Source organism: Tropicibacter sp. S64 (assembly GCF_049803835.1).
GTDB lineage: Bacteria > Pseudomonadota > Alphaproteobacteria > Rhodobacterales > Rhodobacteraceae > Pacificoceanicola.
The window spans coordinates 176275-194183 of sequence record NZ_JBNAGK010000009.1 but is presented as its reverse complement, the minus strand read 5'-3'; the positions used below and the strand labels follow the sequence as shown (position 1 = coordinate 194183).

General features: G+C 65.5%; 13 protein-coding genes and 1 tRNA gene. 7 read left to right on the top strand and 7 right to left on the bottom strand.

Features of this window, described 5'->3' with window-relative positions; genetic code table 11:
• Positions 1-68: 68 nt before the first annotated feature.
• Entirely contained in the window at positions 69-920 is an 852-nt protein-coding gene (locus tag ACP159_RS15680; RefSeq protein ID WP_425100651.1) for a metallophosphoesterase family protein, read from the bottom strand.
• Between the two features lie 69 nt (positions 921-989).
• On the opposite strand from ACP159_RS15680, the gene ACP159_RS15675 reads away from it, so the two are divergent.
• Entirely contained in the window at positions 990-2297 is a 1308-nt protein-coding gene (locus tag ACP159_RS15675; protein WP_425100650.1) for an HlyC/CorC family transporter, read from the top strand.
• A gap of 1 nt (position 2298) precedes the next feature.
• Here ACP159_RS15675 and ACP159_RS15670 read toward each other — a convergent pair whose 3' ends face one another.
• The 3 genes from ACP159_RS15670 to ACP159_RS15660 form a co-directional block, all read right to left on the bottom strand.
• Entirely contained in the window at positions 2299-3060 is a 762-nt protein-coding gene (locus tag ACP159_RS15670) for a hypothetical protein (protein ID WP_425100649.1), read from the bottom strand.
• Between the two features lie 103 nt (positions 3061-3163).
• Positions 3164-3421 carry a hypothetical protein gene (locus ACP159_RS15665; protein ID WP_425100648.1) on the bottom strand — a complete coding sequence of 86 codons (258 nt, stop codon included), beginning with the start codon at positions 3419-3421 and terminating at the stop codon, positions 3164-3166.
• 125 nt (positions 3422-3546) lie between these two features.
• The gene (locus ACP159_RS15660; RefSeq protein ID WP_425100647.1) at positions 3547-4647 is read right to left on the bottom strand and encodes a sensor histidine kinase; all 1101 of its coding nucleotides are present in this window, start codon (positions 4645-4647) and stop codon (positions 3547-3549) included.
• Between the two features lie 354 nt (positions 4648-5001).
• On the opposite strand from ACP159_RS15660, the gene ACP159_RS15655 reads away from it, so the two are divergent.
• From ACP159_RS15655 to ACP159_RS15645, 3 genes are all read left to right on the top strand, one after another.
• Positions 5002-5193, top strand: a complete 192-nt coding sequence (locus ACP159_RS15655) for a hypothetical protein (protein ID WP_425100646.1) — start codon at positions 5002-5004, stop codon at positions 5191-5193.
• Between the two features lie 129 nt (positions 5194-5322).
• On the top strand, positions 5323-7728 hold the full coding sequence (locus ACP159_RS15650) for a GcvT family protein (protein ID WP_425100645.1): 2406 nt from the start codon (positions 5323-5325) through the stop codon (positions 7726-7728).
• Positions 7729-7864: 136 nt separating this feature from the next.
• Positions 7865-8473: a nucleotidyltransferase family protein gene (locus ACP159_RS15645; protein ID WP_425100644.1), complete on the top strand. Its 609-nt coding sequence runs from the start codon at positions 7865-7867 to the stop codon at positions 8471-8473.
• A 125-nt stretch (positions 8474-8598) separates the two neighbouring features.
• Here ACP159_RS15645 and ACP159_RS15640 read toward each other — a convergent pair whose 3' ends face one another.
• Positions 8599-12669 carry an Ig-like domain-containing protein gene (locus tag ACP159_RS15640; protein WP_425100643.1) on the bottom strand — a complete coding sequence of 1357 codons (4071 nt, stop codon included), beginning with the start codon at positions 12667-12669 and terminating at the stop codon, positions 8599-8601.
• A 902-nt stretch (positions 12670-13571) separates the two neighbouring features.
• Positions 13572-13657 (bottom strand) — tRNA-Leu (locus ACP159_RS15635).
• Between the two features lie 98 nt (positions 13658-13755).
• Here ACP159_RS15635 and ACP159_RS15630 point away from each other — a divergent pair.
• The 3 genes from ACP159_RS15630 to ACP159_RS15620 all read left to right on the top strand — a co-directional run bounded on the left by ACP159_RS15630 (position 13756) and on the right by ACP159_RS15620 (position 15960).
• On the top strand, positions 13756-14334 hold the full coding sequence (locus tag ACP159_RS15630) for a YqaA family protein (RefSeq protein WP_425100642.1): 579 nt from the start codon (positions 13756-13758) through the stop codon (positions 14332-14334).
• A complete protein-coding gene (locus ACP159_RS15625; protein ID WP_425100641.1) occupies positions 14331-14792 on the top strand; it encodes a disulfide bond formation protein B in 462 nt (153 codons plus the stop codon). Before ACP159_RS15630 ends, ACP159_RS15625 begins: the two co-directional genes overlap by 4 nt.
• 70 nt (positions 14793-14862) lie before the next feature.
• Positions 14863-15960: an AbrB family transcriptional regulator gene (locus ACP159_RS15620; protein WP_425100640.1), complete on the top strand. Its 1098-nt coding sequence runs from the start codon at positions 14863-14865 to the stop codon at positions 15958-15960.
• Here ACP159_RS15620 and ACP159_RS15615 read toward each other — a convergent pair.
• Positions 15957-17771 (bottom strand): ABC-F family ATP-binding cassette domain-containing protein, encoded by a 1815-nt coding sequence (locus tag ACP159_RS15615; RefSeq protein WP_425100639.1) that lies wholly within the window; start codon positions 17769-17771, stop codon positions 15957-15959. The genes ACP159_RS15620 and ACP159_RS15615 overlap by 4 nt on opposite strands.
• Positions 17772-17909: the final 138 nt, after the last annotated feature.

The following is a 17909-nucleotide window of genomic DNA, read 5'->3' as shown; positions in this document are numbered from 1 at the left end:
GCGCGTCAATCCAGGGTCTTTCCGTGGTATACCGGGGGTGATCCTGCGTGGCCGCGGTGAACGAAGTGTTACGGCACCGTGCGCTGGTCGGCAGGTCCCGGGTCGAGCCCGGGACTGCGGCGGAGTGCGGCGGGCAGGATGTCCTGCGACGGCCAGAGCCCGGACCGCAGCGCGTGGTGATAGCCCTGTCTCAGCCCGGCGTCCTCCATGGCCCGCGCCGCGCCCTCGTGGTCATAATCCAGACGGCAGATCTCTGCCTGACCGTCCGGGTGCAGGATCGCGTAGCGCGTCTGCGGCTGTCCGTCGTTGGGCGGCAGGCCGATCACCCCGGCGTTGACCCAGAACGCGCCGTCCACGGCGGTCCGGAACGGGAGGCCGCTGTGCCCGGCGAAGACGAAGGCCGGACGCGCGCCGGGCAGATGCGCCACCTCCTGCCGCAGCACCGCCGGCTCGGTATCCGGCCAGAGGAAGCGGTTCACCTCCCGCGTGCCGCCATGCACGAGCCGGAGCAGGCCAAGGGGCGAGGTCAGGTCCAGCGCATCGGGCAGACCCGCCATCCACGCCCGCGCCTCCGCCCCCACATGCGCATTCGCATGGGCGTACCAGCCCGCCGAGAGCAGATCGCAGGCGGTTCCTGCTTCGAACCCGCAGCCGCAGTCCAGCGCCCCCTCCGCCAGTTGCCGCTCGACGTTTCCCGCGATCACCCGGCAGCCCCAGTCGCGGATCTCCGCCACCGTGGCCTCGGGATCGGCGCAGTAGCCCACGACGTCGCCGGTGCACAGGCAGCGCTCCGCCGGGATGTCCCGCGCCCGCGCCATGGCGCGGATGGCCCGCGTGGCCTGCAGGTTGGAATAGGGTCCGCCGAAGACCAGGACCGGCCCCCCACCCAAGTCGCCTGACTGCGTTGTTCGGATCAACATGACACGGCCCCTTGAACCAGAGGGTCCCTGCCCCCATAACCACGCTGACACTAACGAAAGCCCTGCACAATGGAACCCGAGAGCACCCTTCTGGATGTCTCCTTCTGGATCACCGCCGCGTCCATCCTGGCGCTGCTGATGATGTCCGCCTTTTTCTCCGGATCGGAGACGGCGCTCACCGCCGCCTCGCGAGGGAAACTGCGGGCCGGGGCGGACAAGGGCTCGCGCGGAGCGGAACTGGCTCTGAAGATCACCGAGGACAACGAGCGGCTGATCGGCTCGGTTCTGCTTGGCAACAACATGGTGAACATCCTCGCGACCTCGCTGGCGACGGCGCTGTTCACCCGGCTGTTCGGCGAGAGCGGCGTGGCGCTGGCGACGCTGGTGATGACGCTGCTCGTGCTGATCTTTGCCGAGGTGCTGCCGAAGACCTACGCCATCACCAACCCCGAAACCGCCGCCGCCAGCGTGGCGCGGCCGATTGCGCTGATCGTGAAGCTCTTTGCCCCGGTGGTCAGCGCGGTGCGGATCCTGGTGCGCGGCGTGCTGCGCGTCTTTGGCGTGCATTCGGACCCGGACAGCCACATTCTCGCCGTGCGCGAAGAGATCGCCGGTGCGCTGCACCTTGGCCACTCCGAGGGCGTGGTCGAGAAGGAGGACCGCGACCGCATCCTCGGCGCGCTCGACCTGTCGGACCGCACCGTCGAGGAGATCATGCTGCACCGCTCCGGCATCGAGATGCTCAACGCCGACGCCGAGCCGCAGGACATTCTCCAGCAGTGCCTCGAAAGCTCGCACACCCGCCTGCCGGTCTACCGTGGCGAGCCGGAGAACATCGTCGGCGTGATCCACGCCAAGGACCTCGTGCGCGCCATGTACAAGCTCTACGAGACCGGCGGCAATGCCGAGGAGCGCTTCCGCGAGTTCCGGGTGCTGGACGTGGCGATGAAGCCCTACTTCGTGCCCGATACCACCTCGCTCGACGACCAGATGCGCCAATTCCTGCGCCGCCGCACGCATTTTGCGCTTGTGGTGGATGAATATGGCTCTCTCGAAGGGCTGATCACGCTGGAGGATATCCTCGAGGAGATCGTCGGCGAGATTGCCGACGAGCATGATCCCGAGGGCGAAGACGCGCTCGAGGTCGGCGCCGATGGCAACTACCTGATCGACGGCGCCATGACGATCCGCGATTTCAACCGCGCGACCGACTGGTCCCTGCCGGACGACGAGGCCAACACCGTGGCCGGCCTCGTGATCCACGAGGCGCAGATGATCCCGACCGTGGGCCAGGTGTTCTCGTTCCACGGCTTCCGCTTCGAGGTCATGGCGCGGGAGAACAACCGCATCACGCAGCTGAAGGTTCGGCCGCTGTAGGTCACCGCCCGAAGGGCCGGACAGGTCCGGGACCCGGTCGCATCCGGGGCGTGACCCGCAGCGTGCCATTGGCCGCCTGTCCCCGTGCCCATGTGCCGGGCGCGGCGGTGACGAGATAGGCCGCCAGCCCCAGCGCCAGCAGCGCGTTAGACAGCTGGAACAGCGCATCGAAGACCAGCGGCGCGGCGATCAGGGTCTCGGCGAACCGCAGGCCGCCCTGCGCTCCGCTCCACAGCAGACCGAAGCCGACCGCGCCCGCGGCAATGCAACCCGGGTCGAGCCGTGGCACGGCGGCGACCGGCAGGCCGATCGCCCGCGCCGGCAGGCGGTGGCCGAGATACAGGATACCGGCGGCGAGGAGGATGGCGGTGACCGGCATGGTCACGACAAGGGCGTCGTCCGGCACGGCCAGCAGCTCCGCAAGGAGCGTCATCGCGAAGACGGCGGCGCAGATGGCACCAAGGCAGGCCCCCGTTGCGAAGAGTTGATAGCGCAGCCGGTCACCGCGACCGACCCGCGCCCCACCCCGTCCCGGGGCCTCGCCCAGCAGCTGCCAGCGGTGCCAGGCCAGCGCCATGCGGGCGTAGAAGAACGCCGCGGCCACGGTCTTCCACAGCATCAGGTCGAGTTCGAAGCCGAAATCGAAGACCCATCCGGTCAGCACCGCCCAGAACAGCGGCGGAAAGGCGATGGCCGCCGTCACCGGCATATCGTGCACGAGCGCCCCGAACGCCTCCCGGAAATGGTCCAGTTCGATGGTCATGCTGCCTCCGCCATGCGTTGTGTCAACACGAGCGGCCAACTGCGGCTGCAGTATGACGAAGATCGGGAAATGACCGGCCGTTGTCGCCGCGAGACTCGCCCGCTCAGCGGTCGCAGGCGCAGCCCTGCCCCACATGGCAGGCTTTCGACGCCGAAATGCAGGAGTTGCCGCAGGCCTTGCCCTTGCGGCACGTCTTGCAGCAGGCGGCGCTGAACACCGGAGCACCGGGGTTTTCCAGTTTGAAACGCAGGCTGTCCGGAGAGACGACCTGGCTCGATTGCGGACCGGCAGGGTCCGCGATTGCAGGCATGGCCAACGACAGGGCCAGAATCAGCGCCCCCAGTTTTCCAATGACAGTCATGCAACCCGCTCCCTCGTCACCCACCGTTAAGGAAGGTTAACGATCCGGGCTGGCCGGTCAATGCGGATATGGGCGATGGCGGGAGGCGCTTTGTCCTGTTCCGGCGGGGCGCCGCTGCCCGTGCCTCAGGGCCGCTCGGCCAAAGGCACCCGCAACGTCAGGCGGTAGCCGGTCTCGTCCGGCCCGGCGGTCATCGTGCCGCCCAGCTGTTCCGCCGACGCCTCCATCAGGCGCATGCCAATGCCGGTGCTGGCGCTGTCGCCCGGACTGGTATTCGATCCGGCACCGCCGTTATCCGTGCAGATGAGGACCATCTCCTCCTGCGAACTGGTCAACGAGACCGTGACGACGCCGCTTCCCCCGACCGGGAAGGCGTGTTTGTAAGCATTGGCGACAAACTCGCTGACGATCATCGCGAGGGCCGAGGCCGTCTGCGGACTGGCGTTGCGCGCCACGCACTGGCTCTCCACCCGCACACCCTCCGGGGCCTGCCGCTGCAGCAAGGCCACCATGCGTCCGATGTACTGGTCGAGCGCCACCTCGCCCACCGTGTCCGACTGGTAGAGCGCCGCGTGCAACTCAGCCACCGCCATCACCCGCAGGTTCACCGCCGCGAGGATCTCCCGCGTCTCCTCGTGCCGGGCACGGGCGCGATAGAGCCGCAGGAACGACGACACCGTCTGCAACGAATTCTTGACCCGGTGGTCGATCTCGCTGCGCAGCACCTCCTCCGTTGCCAGGGCAGCGCGCAGGTCGAGCTGGCTCATCACCTGGTCGGCCAGCACCCGCAACACCTCGCGCTGCAGCTCGGTCAGCACGCGCGGCACCGTGTCGAGCACACAGAGCGTGCCGAGCTTGCGCCCGCTCGGGGTCACCAGCGGCGCTCCGGCGTAAAACCGCATCTGTCCGGACCGGCCGCAGCACAGCGGATTGTCGAGCGTGCGAGGATCGCTCAGCGTGTCCCCGATCTCGGTTATGCCGTCGACCAGGATCGCGTGCGAGCAGATCGAGGACTCGAGGTCGGTCTGGCCCTCGTCCAGCCCGACCCGCGCCTTGAACCACTGCCGCCCCTCGTCGACAAGGCTGATCAACGCCACGGGAACGTCGAGCAGCCGCGCCACCAGCGCGACGAGGTCGTCGAAGGCCCGCTCCGGCGCGGTATCCAGAATGTTGTATCGGTGCAGATCGGACAGACGGGCCGCCTGATCGTCCGGAGTGCTGGCCATGACCATATCGGCGCTCTCGAAAGATAATGCTGAGCATTGATGATAACAGAACCAAAAGGCATCGCAAGACATTGATTTTAATTAATAAGTTGACGTATTGCCGAATGTGCGTCAGGCAGTTTTCGACGCCTTGACCCGTGGATCGCGGCCGGAAAACCGGCTGCGGATGGCGGGCCCGGACAGGTATTTCAGGAAAAATATTCCTATCTTCTGCATATTTGGACCGGGTTTCCGGGTCCCGCGCACACCGGACACCTCCTGACGCTTTTGCAGGCGGATGCGGATAAAGCCTTTCTCAACCGTTTTCTGCTTTTTTGATTTTCGACACGAAGCCCGGAGCCGGAGCAGACCCGCGTGAGTCCCGAAGAGTGGATCGAGATTATCCGACTGAAGGCGAGGCTGGCCTCGCCCGAACCCAAACCGCAGCTGTCCTGGCGCCTGCAGGGGCCCAGACCGGAAGACCGGCGGTTGCCGCGCATGGTCTGGATCTCCGGTAGCACGCCGCACATGCCCTATCCCGATCCGAGCCCCAACCGGCGCCGGTGATCCCCGGTCCCGGTCGCCGGAGATTGCGCCCGGCCTTTCCCAAACCCGACATCCCGTGTCGCCATCAGCCAAGTCATGGGGCATGCTTGGCTTTTCAATCGATGTCAAAAGGGATCCGGGAGCACTGTCATGAAAACCACCACCCGCGTTGTCGTCATCGGGGGCGGCGTTGTCGGCTGTTCCGTGCTGTATCACCTGACCAAACTTGGCTGGTCCGATGTCATGTTGCTGGAGCGCTCCGAGTTGACCTCGGGCAGCACCTGGCACGCGGCGGGCGGGTTTCACACGCTGAACGGCGACACGAACATGGCGGCGTTGCAGGGCTACACCATTCGCCTTTACCAAGAGTTGGAAGAGATTACCGGCATGAGCTGCGGCCTGCATCATGTTGGCGGCCTTACATTGGCCGACAATCAGGAGCGGTTCGATATGCTCCTCGCCGAGCGGGCGAAGCATCGCTACATGGGGCTGGACACGGAGATCATCGGGCCGGAGGAGATCGCCAAACTCGCGCCGATCATCAACCTCGATGGCATCATCGGAGCGCTCTACGATCCGCTCGACGGGCACCTTGACCCTTCCGGGACAACCCATGCCTATGCCCGCGCAGCCCGCATGGGCGGGGCCGAGATCGTCACCCATTGCCACGTGAAGGAAACCACGCAACGTCCTGATGGCACTTGGGATATCGTCACCGACAAGGGCATGATCCACACCGAGCACGTGGTCAATGCCGGTGGTCTCTGGGCGCGGGAAGTCGGCGCCATGGCGGGGGTCTATCTGCCGCTGCACCCGATGGAGCATCAGTACATCGTCACCGATGAAACGCCGGAAATCTACGAGCGCGAGACCGAGCATCCGCACGTCATGGACCCCGCAGGGGAAAGTTATCTGCGGCAGGAGGGGCGCGGGCTGTGCATCGGATTCTACGAGCAACCCTGCCGCCCCTGGGCGGTCGATGGCACGCCCTGGACCTTTGGCCACGAACTGCTGCCCGACGATTTCGACAAGATCGAGGAAAGCATTGAATTCGCTTACAAACGCTTCCCGGTTCTGGAGCGCGCCGGGGTGAAGTCGGTCATTCACGGCCCCTTCACCTTCGCCCCGGACGGCAACCCGCTGGTCGGTCCGATCCCGGGTCTGCGAGGCTATTGGAGTGCCTGTGGCGTGATGGCCGGGTTCAGCCAGGGCGGCGGTGTCGGCCTGATGCTGGCGCAATGGATGGTGCATGGCGAATGCGAGCGCGATACGGCGGCGATGGACGTCGCCCGCTTTGGCGACTGGATCAGCCCGGGCTATACCCTGCCCAAGGTTATCGAGAACTATCAGACAAGGTTTTCAGTCAGTTACCCCAACGAAGAGAAACCCGCCGCGCGTCCGAACCGGACGACGCCGATGTATGACATCTTCGACGGCATGGGCGCGGTCTGGGGTCAGCAGTATGGGCTGGAGGTGGTGAACTACTTCGCCGCCGAGGGCGAGCCACGCTTCGAGACGCCCTCCTTCCGCCGCTCCAATGCTTTCGCAGCGACGGCGCGGGAGGTGAAGACCGTTCGGCAAGCCGTTGGAATCAATGAGATTCATAACTTCGGAAAGTACCGGGTACGCGGCCCGAACGCGCGCGGCTGGCTGGACCGCATCATGGCGGGGCGTATCCCGCAGCCGGGGCGGCTCTCCTTGACTCCGATGCTGGCGCATTCCGGGCGGATCATCGGGGATTTCACCGTGTCCTGCCTCGCGCCGGACGACTTCCGGCTCACCGCCAGTTACGGCGCACAGAATTACCACATGCGTTGGTTCCTGCAAAACGCGGAAGAGGGTGTAACCGTCGAGAATGTCAGCGATAAACTCAACGGTTTCCAGATCGCCGGACCGAAGGCGACGGAGGTTCTGCAGGCCTGCACGCGGCAAACCGTTGACCTCAAGTTCATGGACGTGCGGCGGATGACCGTGGGCATGACCGACTGCCTCGTGCAGCGTGTGTCCTACACCGGCGATCTGGGCTACGAAATCTACTGCGATCCGATGGCCCAGCGTCAGCTGTGGCGGACCCTGACCGAGGCGGGCGCGGCGCATGGCATGAAACCCTTCGGCATGCGGGCGATGATGAGCCTGCGGCTCGACAAGGGTTTCGGGTCCTGGGGGCGCGAATACAGTCCGGACTACACCCCCGCCGAAACCGGGCTCGATCGGTTCATTTCATGGTCGAAACCCGTTGATTTCATTGGACGGTCCGCCGCGGAAAAGGAACGCCGGACGCCGCCGGAGCGGGTCAATGCGGTGTTCGCCGTGGAGGCGGAGGACGCCGATGTGCACGCCTACGAGCCGGTGTGGATCGACGGCAGCGTTCAGGGGTTCTGTACCTCCGGCGGCTATTCGCACCATGCGCAGCAGTCCGTCGCGCTGGCGCTGATCCCGCGGTCGCTGGCGAAGCCGGGACTGGTGGCCGAAATCGAAATCCTGGGAAAGATGCGGAAGGCGACGTTGCTCGACGCCCCTCTCTTTGATGCGGACGGGGCCCGGATGCGCGGGTGATCCGCGACCGTGCTGATGCAGAATAACCTTTGCGTGCGCGGCATTTAGGGAAACGAGGCTGTCCTGACACAATATTGTGTCGGCATGACACGTCTGCGTATAACATTCTTTCAAACAGTCTGATATAACCAGCGCCATGCATGATATCGCCATCCTCATCCCCGCCGCCGGTGCCAGCTCCCGGATGCTCGGCAAGGACAAGTTGCTCGAGCCCGTGGACGGCATGCCGCTCCTGCGCCGCCAGGCCTCCCGTGCGTTGTTCACGGGGTGTCATGTCACCGTGACCGTTCCGGATCACGATCATCCCCGGTGCAAGGCGCTTGCCGGTCTGCCGGTCCAGTTGGTCGCCGTACCCGATGCGGCGGACGGGATGTCCGCCTCGATCCGGCGCGGTGTTGCCATGCTGCCCAAGGGCATGACCGCCGTGATGATCCTGCCCGGCGACATGCCGGATCTGGAGGTTCCCGACCTTCTCAAGCTCATCCACGGGTTCCGCGCCGTGCCGCATCCGATGTTGCAGCAGGCCTGCGGCGCGGACGGCACGCCCGGGCACCCTGTCCTTTTCCCCGCCGACTGTTTCATGGGCCTGACCCGGCTGACCGGCGACCAGGGGGCGCGGGAGATCGTGAAGGCCAATGCCCATCGGCTTGCCCGGATCCCGCTGGAGGGAGACCGCGCCCTGACCGACCTGGACACCCCGGAAGCCTGGGAGAAATGGCGGCAGAAAGGCTTATGCGCTGCGTGAGCTTTGATCCGCAACACTTTGATCAATAATAAAAACGGGGCAGATCACTCTGCCCCGTTTCGATTTCGCTCCAGCCCTTCGGAAAGAACCGGAGCGGGCTGCATAACCCGGTCCGGTCCCCCGGTTCAGCGCGTCAGAAGCTGCGCCTCGTGCTTTTTCAGCGAGCGGCGGGCGGCGCCGTAGGCCTTGAGGCCCTCGGCCTGTTCCAGTTCGGGGAAGAGTTCGTAGATCTCCTCGCGCTGCGCCGCGCCGATGCCCTTGAGCGTGTAGTCGCCCGGCTGGAAGCTCTCGGTCCACGCGCCGTTCGAGAGGATTACCTCGTGGTTCTCGAACATGATGTGGATGTAGCTCACGCCGAGGCTCTCGACCTCATCGACCCCGTCGAGGCCGGTCAGGTGCTTCGCCGCGACGAGCACTTCACGCTCCTCGAAGTAAAGCGCCGTCTTGTCGTTGGCCACCAGGATGCGGTGGTTCGGCGAGACGAGCATGTCGTGCTCCGGCAGGTTGTTGCCGAGGGCGCCCTTCTGGATCAGGATCGGCCGGAAGTGCGGCTTGCGGGCCAGATCGAAGCCGGTGAGGTCCTTGCGGCCGACCCAGCGGATCTCCTGGATGCCGTTGTCGCGGGTGATGACCCGGTCGCCGACCTGCAGATCCTCGACCAGACGCTCGCCCTGCGGGGTCGCGATCAGCGTGCCGGGGGTGAAGCAGGGCACAACTTCCTCGATCTCGAAGAAGTCCATGGTTCCCGTGACATCGCCCGCGGCGTTCAGGTATTCGACGGTGCCGTCGATGCCGTTGCCGTTGCTGTCCACGGAGGTGTCGACGATGCGCCAGTCGGTGCCACGCACGCCGGCGCCGGACATGTCGAGGATGTCGTAGTCATCCCCCGCCGCGCCGCCGTCGACGGTGTCGCCGATGCCTTCCTCGGCGCTGCCGACCACGATCACGTCGCGATCCGCGCCGCCCGAGATGCTGTCCATCCCGGCGCCGCCGTTCAGGGTATCCGCGCCCTGCCCGCCGATCAGCGTGTCGGAGCCGTCACCGCCGTCAAGCGAGTCCTCGTCGATGCCACCGTCAAGAAGGTCATTGCCAGTACCACCAGACAGAGTGTCGTCATCGTCGCCTCCAAGGAGCGTGTCATTGCCGTCGCCGCCGATCAGGCTGTCGCGGTCGTTCAGGGTGTTGACGTCGATATCGTCGGTCAGTTCCAGCGCCGCCGGGGCCGAGCCGTCGATGTAGTCGTCATCCGCCCCACCGTCGATGGTGTCGGAGCCGTGCCCGCCGATGAGCGAGTCCATGCCCGTGCCGCCGAGGATCAGGTCGTCGTCGATACCGCCGTCGATGGTGTCGTCGCCGCTGCCACCGTCGATGGTGTCATCGTCGTCGCCGGTCAGGATCGAGTCATTGCCGTCGTTGCCCTCGACATAGTCGCGGCCATCATCGGTGTTCGGGTCCGACAGGAAGCCGAGCGTCGGGAAGAACGGATCGTCACCCTCGTAGTTGGAGAAGGTATCGACCCCGGCGATGATGGTGTCGTTCCCTGCGCCGCCGAAGATGGTGTCCGCGCCCTGCGGATCGACCAGAACGTCATTGCCCGCGCCAAGGTCGACCCAGTCGTTGTCGATGCCGGGGTTGACGATGTCGTTGCCGTCGCCGGTGGTGATGGTGTCGTTGTCGTCGCCGGTGTTGACCACATCCACGCCGGCAGTGCCGGTGTAGTCGTCGAGGTCATCGGAGGGGTCCGGGTCCTCGTCGAGGCCGTCGAACGGGTCCTGGTCCTGCAGCGTCGGGTCGACCGGGAAGATGTCGGTGTCGATGCGCCCGAAGTCCGCCGGGGTCACGGTCACGATGATCTGGCCGGTGTCGGTGCCGCCGTTGCCGTCGGTGACGGTGTAGGGGATCACGTCGGTGCCGACGAAGTCGGTGTTCGGCGTGTAGGTCACGGTGCCGTCGCCGTTCAGCACGGCGGTGCCGTTGGTGGGCGTGCCGACTGCGGTGACGGTCAGCGGATCGCCGTCCGGATCGGTGTCATTGGCCGCGGGATCGCTGATCACCACCGGGGTGTTGATCGGCGTGTTGTCCAGATCGTCCACCGCACGCGGCGCACCGTTGCCGCTGCCGCCGCCGCCACCCCCGACCGAGACCGTGACGGTAGCCGTATCGGTGCCGCCGTTGCCGTCGGAAATCGTGTAGTCAAAGGTATCGGTGCCGGTAAAGCCCGCGTTCGGCGTGTAGGTCACGGTGCCGTCGCCGTTCACCACAACCGCGCCGCTTGTCGGCGTGGTGGCGGAGGTGGTGGACAGCGGATCGCTTTCCGGATCGGTGTCATTGCCGAGCACGTCGATGGTCACCGCGGTGTCGAGCGGCGTTGTCACACTGTCGTCCACGGCGTCCGGATCGCTGTTCAGCGCCGGATCGACGGTGACGGTGACGGTGGCCGTATCGGTGCCGCCATTGCCGTCCGTGATGGTGTAATCGAAGCTGTCGGTGCCGGTGAAGCCCGCATTTGGCGTATAGGTGATGGTGCCATCGGGATTGACCGCCACAGCGCCGTTGGCCGGAGTGGTGGCCGTGGTGGTGGTCAGCGGGTCGCTCTCGGGATCGGTGTCGTTGCCGAGCACGTCGATCACCACCGGCGCGTCGATATAGGTGCTGGCGCTGTCGTCGATGGCGTCCGGCGCGGTGTTCGCCGGCGGATTGACCGTGACGGTGACGGTGCCCTGGTCGCCGAGACCGCCGGTGTCGCGCAGTTCGTAGGTGAAGCTGTCGGTGCCGGTGAAGCCCGGGTTCGGCGTGTAGGTCACGGTGCCGTTGCCGTTCAGCACGGCGGTGCCGTTGGCAGGGGTGCCGACGGAGAGCACGGTGAGCGCGGAGGTCGGGTCCTCGGCGTCGAGGTCGTTCAGCGTCGGATCGAGCGTCACCGGCGTGGCCACGGTGGTGGTCTCGGTGTCGTCGAAGGCGACAGGCGGCGTGTTGGAGCCGTCATCGACCACAACGGTCACGGTGGCGGTGTCGAAACCGCCGTTGCCGTCGGAGATGGTGTAGTCGAAGCTGTCGGTGCCCATGAAGCCCGCGTTGGGCGTATAGGTGATCGAGCCGTCGCCGTTCACCACGACCGAACCGTTGGCCGGCGTGGTGGCCCCGGTGGTGGCCAGCGGATCGCCGTCCGGGTCGCTATCGTTGCTCTGCACGAAGATGGTGATCGGCGTGTCGACGAGGGTGGCCTCGGAGTCGTTCTGGGCCATTGGCGCACCATTGCCGCTGCCGCCACCGCCGCCGCCCACGTTGACCGTCACGGTGGCGCTGTCGGTGCCGCCGTTGCCGTCGGTCACGGTGTAATCGAAGCTGTCGGTGCCGGAGAAGCCGCTGTTCGGGGTATAGGTGATGGTGCCGTCACCATTGACCACGACCGAGCCATTGGCCGGGCTGGACGCCGCGGTGGTGGTCAGCGGATCGCCATCCGGATCGGAATCGTTGCCCTGCACGTCGATCGTCACCGCGGTGTCGAGCGCGGTGCTGCCCAGGTCGTCCACGGCCACCGGCGCACCATTGCCGCCGTCGACAATGTCGACGGTGCTGAAGTGCACATCGGAGATGGTCACGGCCTGCTGCGCCACGCCGCCATTTCCGTAGAGGATCTCGATGCGGTGCACCGGGGAGGAGATCTGCACGAAGACGGAGCCGCTCGGGTTCACGAAGTCGCCTTCGGTGGTGCCGGTCAGGGTCTGCCCGGTTTCCGAGACGGTGCCGACCGGCACGAGGTTCACGGCGACGGGGTTGCCGTCGATGTCATAGGCATTGACCGTCACGATGTCCTGGAAGCCGCCGCCATCGGTGTTGTCAAGATCGCCATTCAAGGCCGAGAAGTCGATGTCGTTGATCTTGAAGGTCACGCCCTGCACCTGGTCGGTGTAGGTCTCGCCGTCGCCGGTGAAGGTCAGCACGACGTTCGAGGTCGAGGGGTCGCTGTCGTCGTTGGAGTCGTCGTAGAGCTTCAGGAAGGAATTGGGGTTCAGGTAGCGGCTGGCGCCGATATAGCCCTCCTGGTCGAAGGTGAAGGCCGTCGCATAGGCGTCCTCGGCATTGAACGCGATGTCCACGGACACGCCGCCGGTGTCGACCGAAACCGGCGTGCCGTCAAAGAGCGTTGTGCCATAGGGACCCAGATCGCCCCAGTTCAAAAACAGATTTGCCATGTTACGACCCTCAGATCCTTCCCCGGGGCAGAACCCGGATTGCAGCAGCAGCGACAATGCGCAGCGCACTGCCGGTTTCCATCGTTACCCGTTGGGCATGCGATTTGTTGCGAAGTGTCCGGACTTCTGCCCGACCCGGCGCGGCAATCGCGCGGGCGCATCATCCCAAAGCAGCACGGGCAGAAATGCCCTCGCTTCACCTCGCATCCAATCGGATGCACATCAGATCAGCGGCCGCCCCCGTGGCCAACTTTCAATCACCCCCCAGTGGGCTTGAAGATATTAATACGCCCGGCCCGGTGTCGCACAAAGGACAAATTTGGTGCCGCGTTCCCCGTCGCCCCGACCAGGGTTTCAATTGTGACCAAGTTCGCCACGAATTTTCGGCGATTTGTGCGCATATTGTTTCCGTCTTATGCAGGGAATTTCGCAGCGAGACCGCTAAAAAGCGGCGGAAATCGGGCGCTGGCCCCTGTGGGCCTTGCCTTTGGCTGGTGCGATTGTCGCCCGGATGGGAACAGTCCCCTCCGGCGCACCAAGACGGCTGGCGCCGCCGTTCTGCCGCCCGATTGTGTCAAATTCCGTCAGACAGCCGGAACCAATGCCACCCGCGTGTGGCGATTGTTCACCGGACACGACACGGTCAGAGGCAGTTTGTCCGAATCAACTCCGGGATCGCGCCCTGTTTTTGCCACATTTGTCGTAGACTGCGCCGCTCTCGCCGCGCCCCGCGTCCCGGGCGCGCAATCCGTTAAAAAAGCGTGTACCCGCCATGGGGACTCCGTGCGTCATCCGTAGGGAATGCACCTGCCCCGGCGCCCGGAGGCAAGGCAACCCCGCGATGCGCGGTCGTCGGTTTTCAGCGATTTTCGGGGGAATATTCGGTTTCGACACGTTTGCGCTGGTACCCAAGGTCGGACTCGAACCGACATGACCGTTAGGCCGGGGGATTTTGAATCCCCTGCGTCTACCATTCCGCCACTTGGGCACTGGCGGGGGTTTAGCCTTCCTCCGGCGCGGCGTAAAGGGGGATTGCACCGCCCTGCCCCGCGTGGTTTGAGACGCGCAGCCGGAAAAGGATCGCCCATGCTGCGCGGACTCTACGATTGGACCATGTCCCGGGCCAGACACCCCAAGGCCCTGTGGTTTCTCGCCTTCGTCGCCTTCATCGAATCGTCGGTCTTTCCGATCCCGCCGGACATCATCCTGATCCCGATGATCCTCGCCGCGCCGCGCCGGGCCTGGCTTTATGCCGCGACGGCGACGCTGTTCTCCGTGCTCGGCGGGTTGCTCGGCTACGCCATCGGTTATTTCTTCTTCGAGGCCATCGGCCAACCGTTGCTGGAGGCCATGGGCAAGGGTGACGCCATGGCCGCCTTCAACGCCCGCTTCAACGGCGTCGGCTTCTGGGCGGTGCTGATCGCGGGCATCACGCCCTTTCCCTACAAGGTCATCACCATCATGTCGGGCTGGACCGCCATGCCGCTGATGACCTTCCTCGTCACCTCGATCATCGCCCGGGCGCTGCGCTTCTTCATCATCGCCGCGCTGCTGCGCACGTTCGGCGCACCCATTCGTGATTTCATCGAACGCTACCTGGGGCTTGTCTTCATCGGCTTTGTCGTGGTCTTGGTCGGGGGCTTCTACCTGGTGAGGTACCTATGAGCCGCAAACTGTTGATCGCCATTGCCGCCGGAGGCTCCGCCGCCCTCATGCTGGGGGCGCTGGGCTTCCAGTACATCGGCGCGATGCCGCCCTGCAAACTCTGCTATTTCCAGCGGTACGGCCATATCCTCGCCATCGGGGCCGGGGTCCTGGCGCTGGTCTGGCGGCCGAAGCTGCCGCTGGTGCTGCTCGGCGCGCTCGGGGCGATGAGTTCCTCGGTGATCGGCATGTATCACGCGGGCGTCGAGCAGAAGTGGTGGGAAGGGCCGACCACCTGCACCTCGTCCTCCATCGCCGGGCTGACGCCGGAAGAGCTGCTGGCGCAGATCCAGGCCGCGCCGCTGGTGCGCTGCGACGAGATCCCGTGGGAGATGTTCGGCATCTCCATGGCAGGCTGGAACGCCCTCGTCTCGCTCGGCCTTTTCCTCGTCTGGGTGATGGCTGCCCGCAAGGCGTGACCGCGTCGCCGGGACCTGCGACGCTCTGTGCAGGATTGATCTGTGCCGAGAGCAGCAGTATGACGACAGCATGCATTTCTTCGAAGGTGCCCCGCGCACCGTCCTCCTCACGACTCTCCTGCTGATCTATGGCGCCGGCGGCGGCTGGCTGGCCTCGCTGGCGCATCTGCCGATGCCGTGGATGCTCGGCAGCCTGCTGACCGCCGGCAGTCTTGTCCTGCTGATCAAGCCCGCCTTCCTCACCTCCTACAAGTTCCCGATGAAATTCCGCACCGGCTTCATCGCCATGATCGGCGTGATGATCGGCTCGCAACTCGAGGCCTCCTTCCTGTCGCTGGCCGGGGATCTCGTGCTGACGCTCTCCATGCTGGCGGTTTTCGTGGTGCTCGCGCATGGCGGCAACACGCTGATCTTCCGCCGCATCGGCGGCTATGACCGCGCCACGGCCTTCTATTCCGGCACCCCCGGCGGGCTGATGGAGAGCATCCTTCTGGGCGAGAACTCCGGCGCCAACATCACCGTTCTGACCGCGCAGCAGTTCCTGCGCATCATCTTCGTCATCACGCTGCTGCCGCTTGGCCTGTCTCTCTGGTTCGGGCATCCGGTTGGCAGCGCCGCAGGGCTCAGCCTTGGTGCCGCCACGGGAACCCCGCTGGGCTGGGGCGAACTGGCGCTGATCGTCGCCACCGGCCTTGCCGGTCTCGGCATCGCCTCGGTGATTCACCTGCCCGCCGGTCAGCTGACCGGACCGATCCTGCTCGCCGCCTCGCTCACCGTCTCCGGGTTGCTAGACGTGCATGTGCCGTTCTGGATGATTTGCACCGCACAGGTGGTGATCGGTGTCAGCCTCGGGCTGCGGTTCAACGGCATGAGCGCCCGCCTGCTGCGCAACTGCGCCGGGCTGTCGCTGCTTTCGGTGCTTTACATGCTGGCGCTCGGCGCGGGCTTTGCCACGGCTCTGCACTACGCCACGGAGCTGCCGTTCCTGCATCTCTTCGTCAGCTACGCGCCGGGCGGTGTGACGGAGATGTCGCTGGTCGCGCTCAGCCTCGCCGCCAATCCCACCTTTGTCAGCCTGCACCACATCGTGCGCATCCTGATGACGGTGCTGGAACTGACGGCCTTGTCCAAGATGCTGGGGCTGCGAGGACCGCAACCCTCACCCTAACCCTCGTCGCGCTCCATCAGGTCGAGCCAGTCCTCCTCGGCCTTCGCGAGGGCCTCCTGCCGCTCCACCAGTGCCTCGGTCGCCTTCTTGAATTTCAGTGGTTGCTTGGTGAACAACTCCGGGTCGGCCATGAATTCCTCAAGCTTGGCAATCTCGGCGGTCAGCCGGTCGATCTGCGCGGGCAAGGCCTCCAGCCGGTGCTTTTCGGTATAGCTGAGGCCGGATTTCTGCGCCGGTTTTTCCTGCGGCTTGACCTTCGGCTCGTCCTTCACCGGTTTTGATTTTACCTCCGGCGCCTCGCTTTCGCGCTTTTGCGCCTGGTAATCGCTCCAGCCGCCCGCATAGACCACGACCTTGCCGCCGCCCTCCATGGCGATGGTCGTCGTGGCGACGCGGTCGAGGAAATCCCGGTCGTGGCTGACCAGCAGCACGGTGCCGTCATAGTCGTCCAGCAACTCCTGCAGCAGGTCCAGCGTCTCGACATCGAGATCGTTGGTCGGTTCGTCCAGCACCAGCAGGTTCGATTCCCGCGCCATGATCTTCGCCAGGAGCAGCCGCGCCTTCTCGCCCCCCGACAGGGACCGCACCGGTGCCCGGACCTGCCGCTCGTCGAAGAGGAATTCCTTGAGATAGCCGACCACATGCTTCGGCACGCCGCGCACCATGACCTGATCGGACTGGCCGGAAACCCGCATGTCCGGGTCCGTGGTCATGTTGTCCCAGAGCGAGGCGTCGAGGTCCAATCGTGCACGATTCTGGTCGAAAATGGCAGGAACGAGGTTCGTACCCAACACGATCTGCCCGGAATCCGGCTGAATTTCCCCCATCAGGAGTTTCAGCAGCGTGGTCTTGCCCACCCCGTTCGGTCCGACGAAGGCCACGCGGTCGCCGCGCTGCACCGTCAGGTCGAGCTTGTTCACGATCGGCTTGTCAGCGAAGGCGTGGGAGACGCCCTTGGCCTCCACCACCTTCTTGCCGGACTTCGGCCCCGAGGCGAGGTCCATCGCCGCCTGCCCCTGCCGCCGGATCTGCCCGGCGCGGTCGGCCCGCATGTCCTGAAGCCGCCGCACCCGGCCCTGGTTGCGCTTGCGCCGGGCGCTGATGCCCTCGACGGCCCACCGCGCCTCCGCCTTGATCTTGCGATCGAGCTTGTGGCGCTGCATGTCCTCGTCTTCCCAGGTCTTGTCGCGCCAGGCCTCGAAATCGGCAAAGCCGCGCTCCTGCCGCCGCACCGCGCCGCGGTCGATCCACAGCGTCGCGCGGGTCAGCTCTTCCAGGAACCGACGGTCGTGGGAGATCAGCACGAAGGCCGAGCGCGTGGCCTTCAGCTCGTCCTCCAGCCACTGGATCGCCTCGATGTCGAGATGGTTGGTCGGCTCGTCCAGCAGCATCAGCTCCGGCTCTTCGGCCATCAGCTTGGCCAGCGCCGCCCGCCGCCGCTCGCCGCCCGAAGCGGTGGCCACCGGACGCGCGGGATCGAACTTCAGTCCCTCGGAGGCCCGCTCGACGCGGTACATCTCCGACGCTTCCAGACCGGAGGCTGCAAACGCGCCCAGCGTCTCGAATCCCGACAGGTCCGGCTCCTGCTCCATGTAGCCCACGGATACCCCGGTCAGCGCCACCCGCGCGCCGCTGTCGGCTTCCACCATCCCCGCCATGACTTTCATCAGCGTGGATTTGCCCGAGCCGTTGCGCCCCACCAGCGCCACCCGGTCCCCGGGTTGCACATTGAGCGAAAGGTCATGAAAGACAGGCTCCCCGCCGAAGGTCAGGGAGATGTCGGTGAGTTGGAGAAGCGGTGCGATAGCCATGGGCGCCAGCTAGGCAAGCCGCTTGCCAAGGTCAATCCCCCATGAACGCGATGCGCCGATCCCCTGTTTCTTCTCTTTGACAAATACTCAAAAACAGCGCCCGAAGGGCGCGTCGTGGCCGCAGGGCACCCCGGTCGA

What these genes read in the sequence shown, in the direction of transcription:
- ACP159_RS15680 (WP_425100651.1), bottom strand. Translation starts at nt 920, where the DNA reads ATGTTGATCCGAACAACGCAGTCAGGCGACTTGGGTGGGGGGCCGGTC.
- ACP159_RS15675 (WP_425100650.1), top strand. Translation starts at nt 990, where the DNA reads ATGGAACCCGAGAGCACCCTTCTGGATGTCTCCTTCTGGATCACCGCC.
- ACP159_RS15670 (WP_425100649.1), bottom strand. Translation starts at nt 3,060, where the DNA reads ATGACCATCGAACTGGACCATTTCCGGGAGGCGTTCGGGGCGCTCGTG.
- ACP159_RS15665 (WP_425100648.1), bottom strand. Translation starts at nt 3,421, where the DNA reads ATGACTGTCATTGGAAAACTGGGGGCGCTGATTCTGGCCCTGTCGTTG.
- ACP159_RS15660 (WP_425100647.1), bottom strand. Translation starts at nt 4,647, where the DNA reads ATGGCCAGCACTCCGGACGATCAGGCGGCCCGTCTGTCCGATCTGCAC.
- ACP159_RS15650 (WP_425100645.1), top strand. Translation starts at nt 5,323, where the DNA reads ATGAAAACCACCACCCGCGTTGTCGTCATCGGGGGCGGCGTTGTCGGC.
- ACP159_RS15645 (WP_425100644.1), top strand. Translation starts at nt 7,865, where the DNA reads ATGCATGATATCGCCATCCTCATCCCCGCCGCCGGTGCCAGCTCCCGG.
- ACP159_RS15640 (WP_425100643.1), bottom strand. Translation starts at nt 12,669, where the DNA reads ATGGCAAATCTGTTTTTGAACTGGGGCGATCTGGGTCCCTATGGCACA.
- ACP159_RS15630 (WP_425100642.1), top strand. Translation starts at nt 13,756, where the DNA reads ATGCTGCGCGGACTCTACGATTGGACCATGTCCCGGGCCAGACACCCC.
- ACP159_RS15625 (WP_425100641.1), top strand. Translation starts at nt 14,331, where the DNA reads ATGAGCCGCAAACTGTTGATCGCCATTGCCGCCGGAGGCTCCGCCGCC.
- ACP159_RS15620 (WP_425100640.1), top strand. Translation starts at nt 14,863, where the DNA reads ATGCATTTCTTCGAAGGTGCCCCGCGCACCGTCCTCCTCACGACTCTC.
- ACP159_RS15615 (WP_425100639.1), bottom strand. Translation starts at nt 17,771, where the DNA reads ATGGCTATCGCACCGCTTCTCCAACTCACCGACATCTCCCTGACCTTC.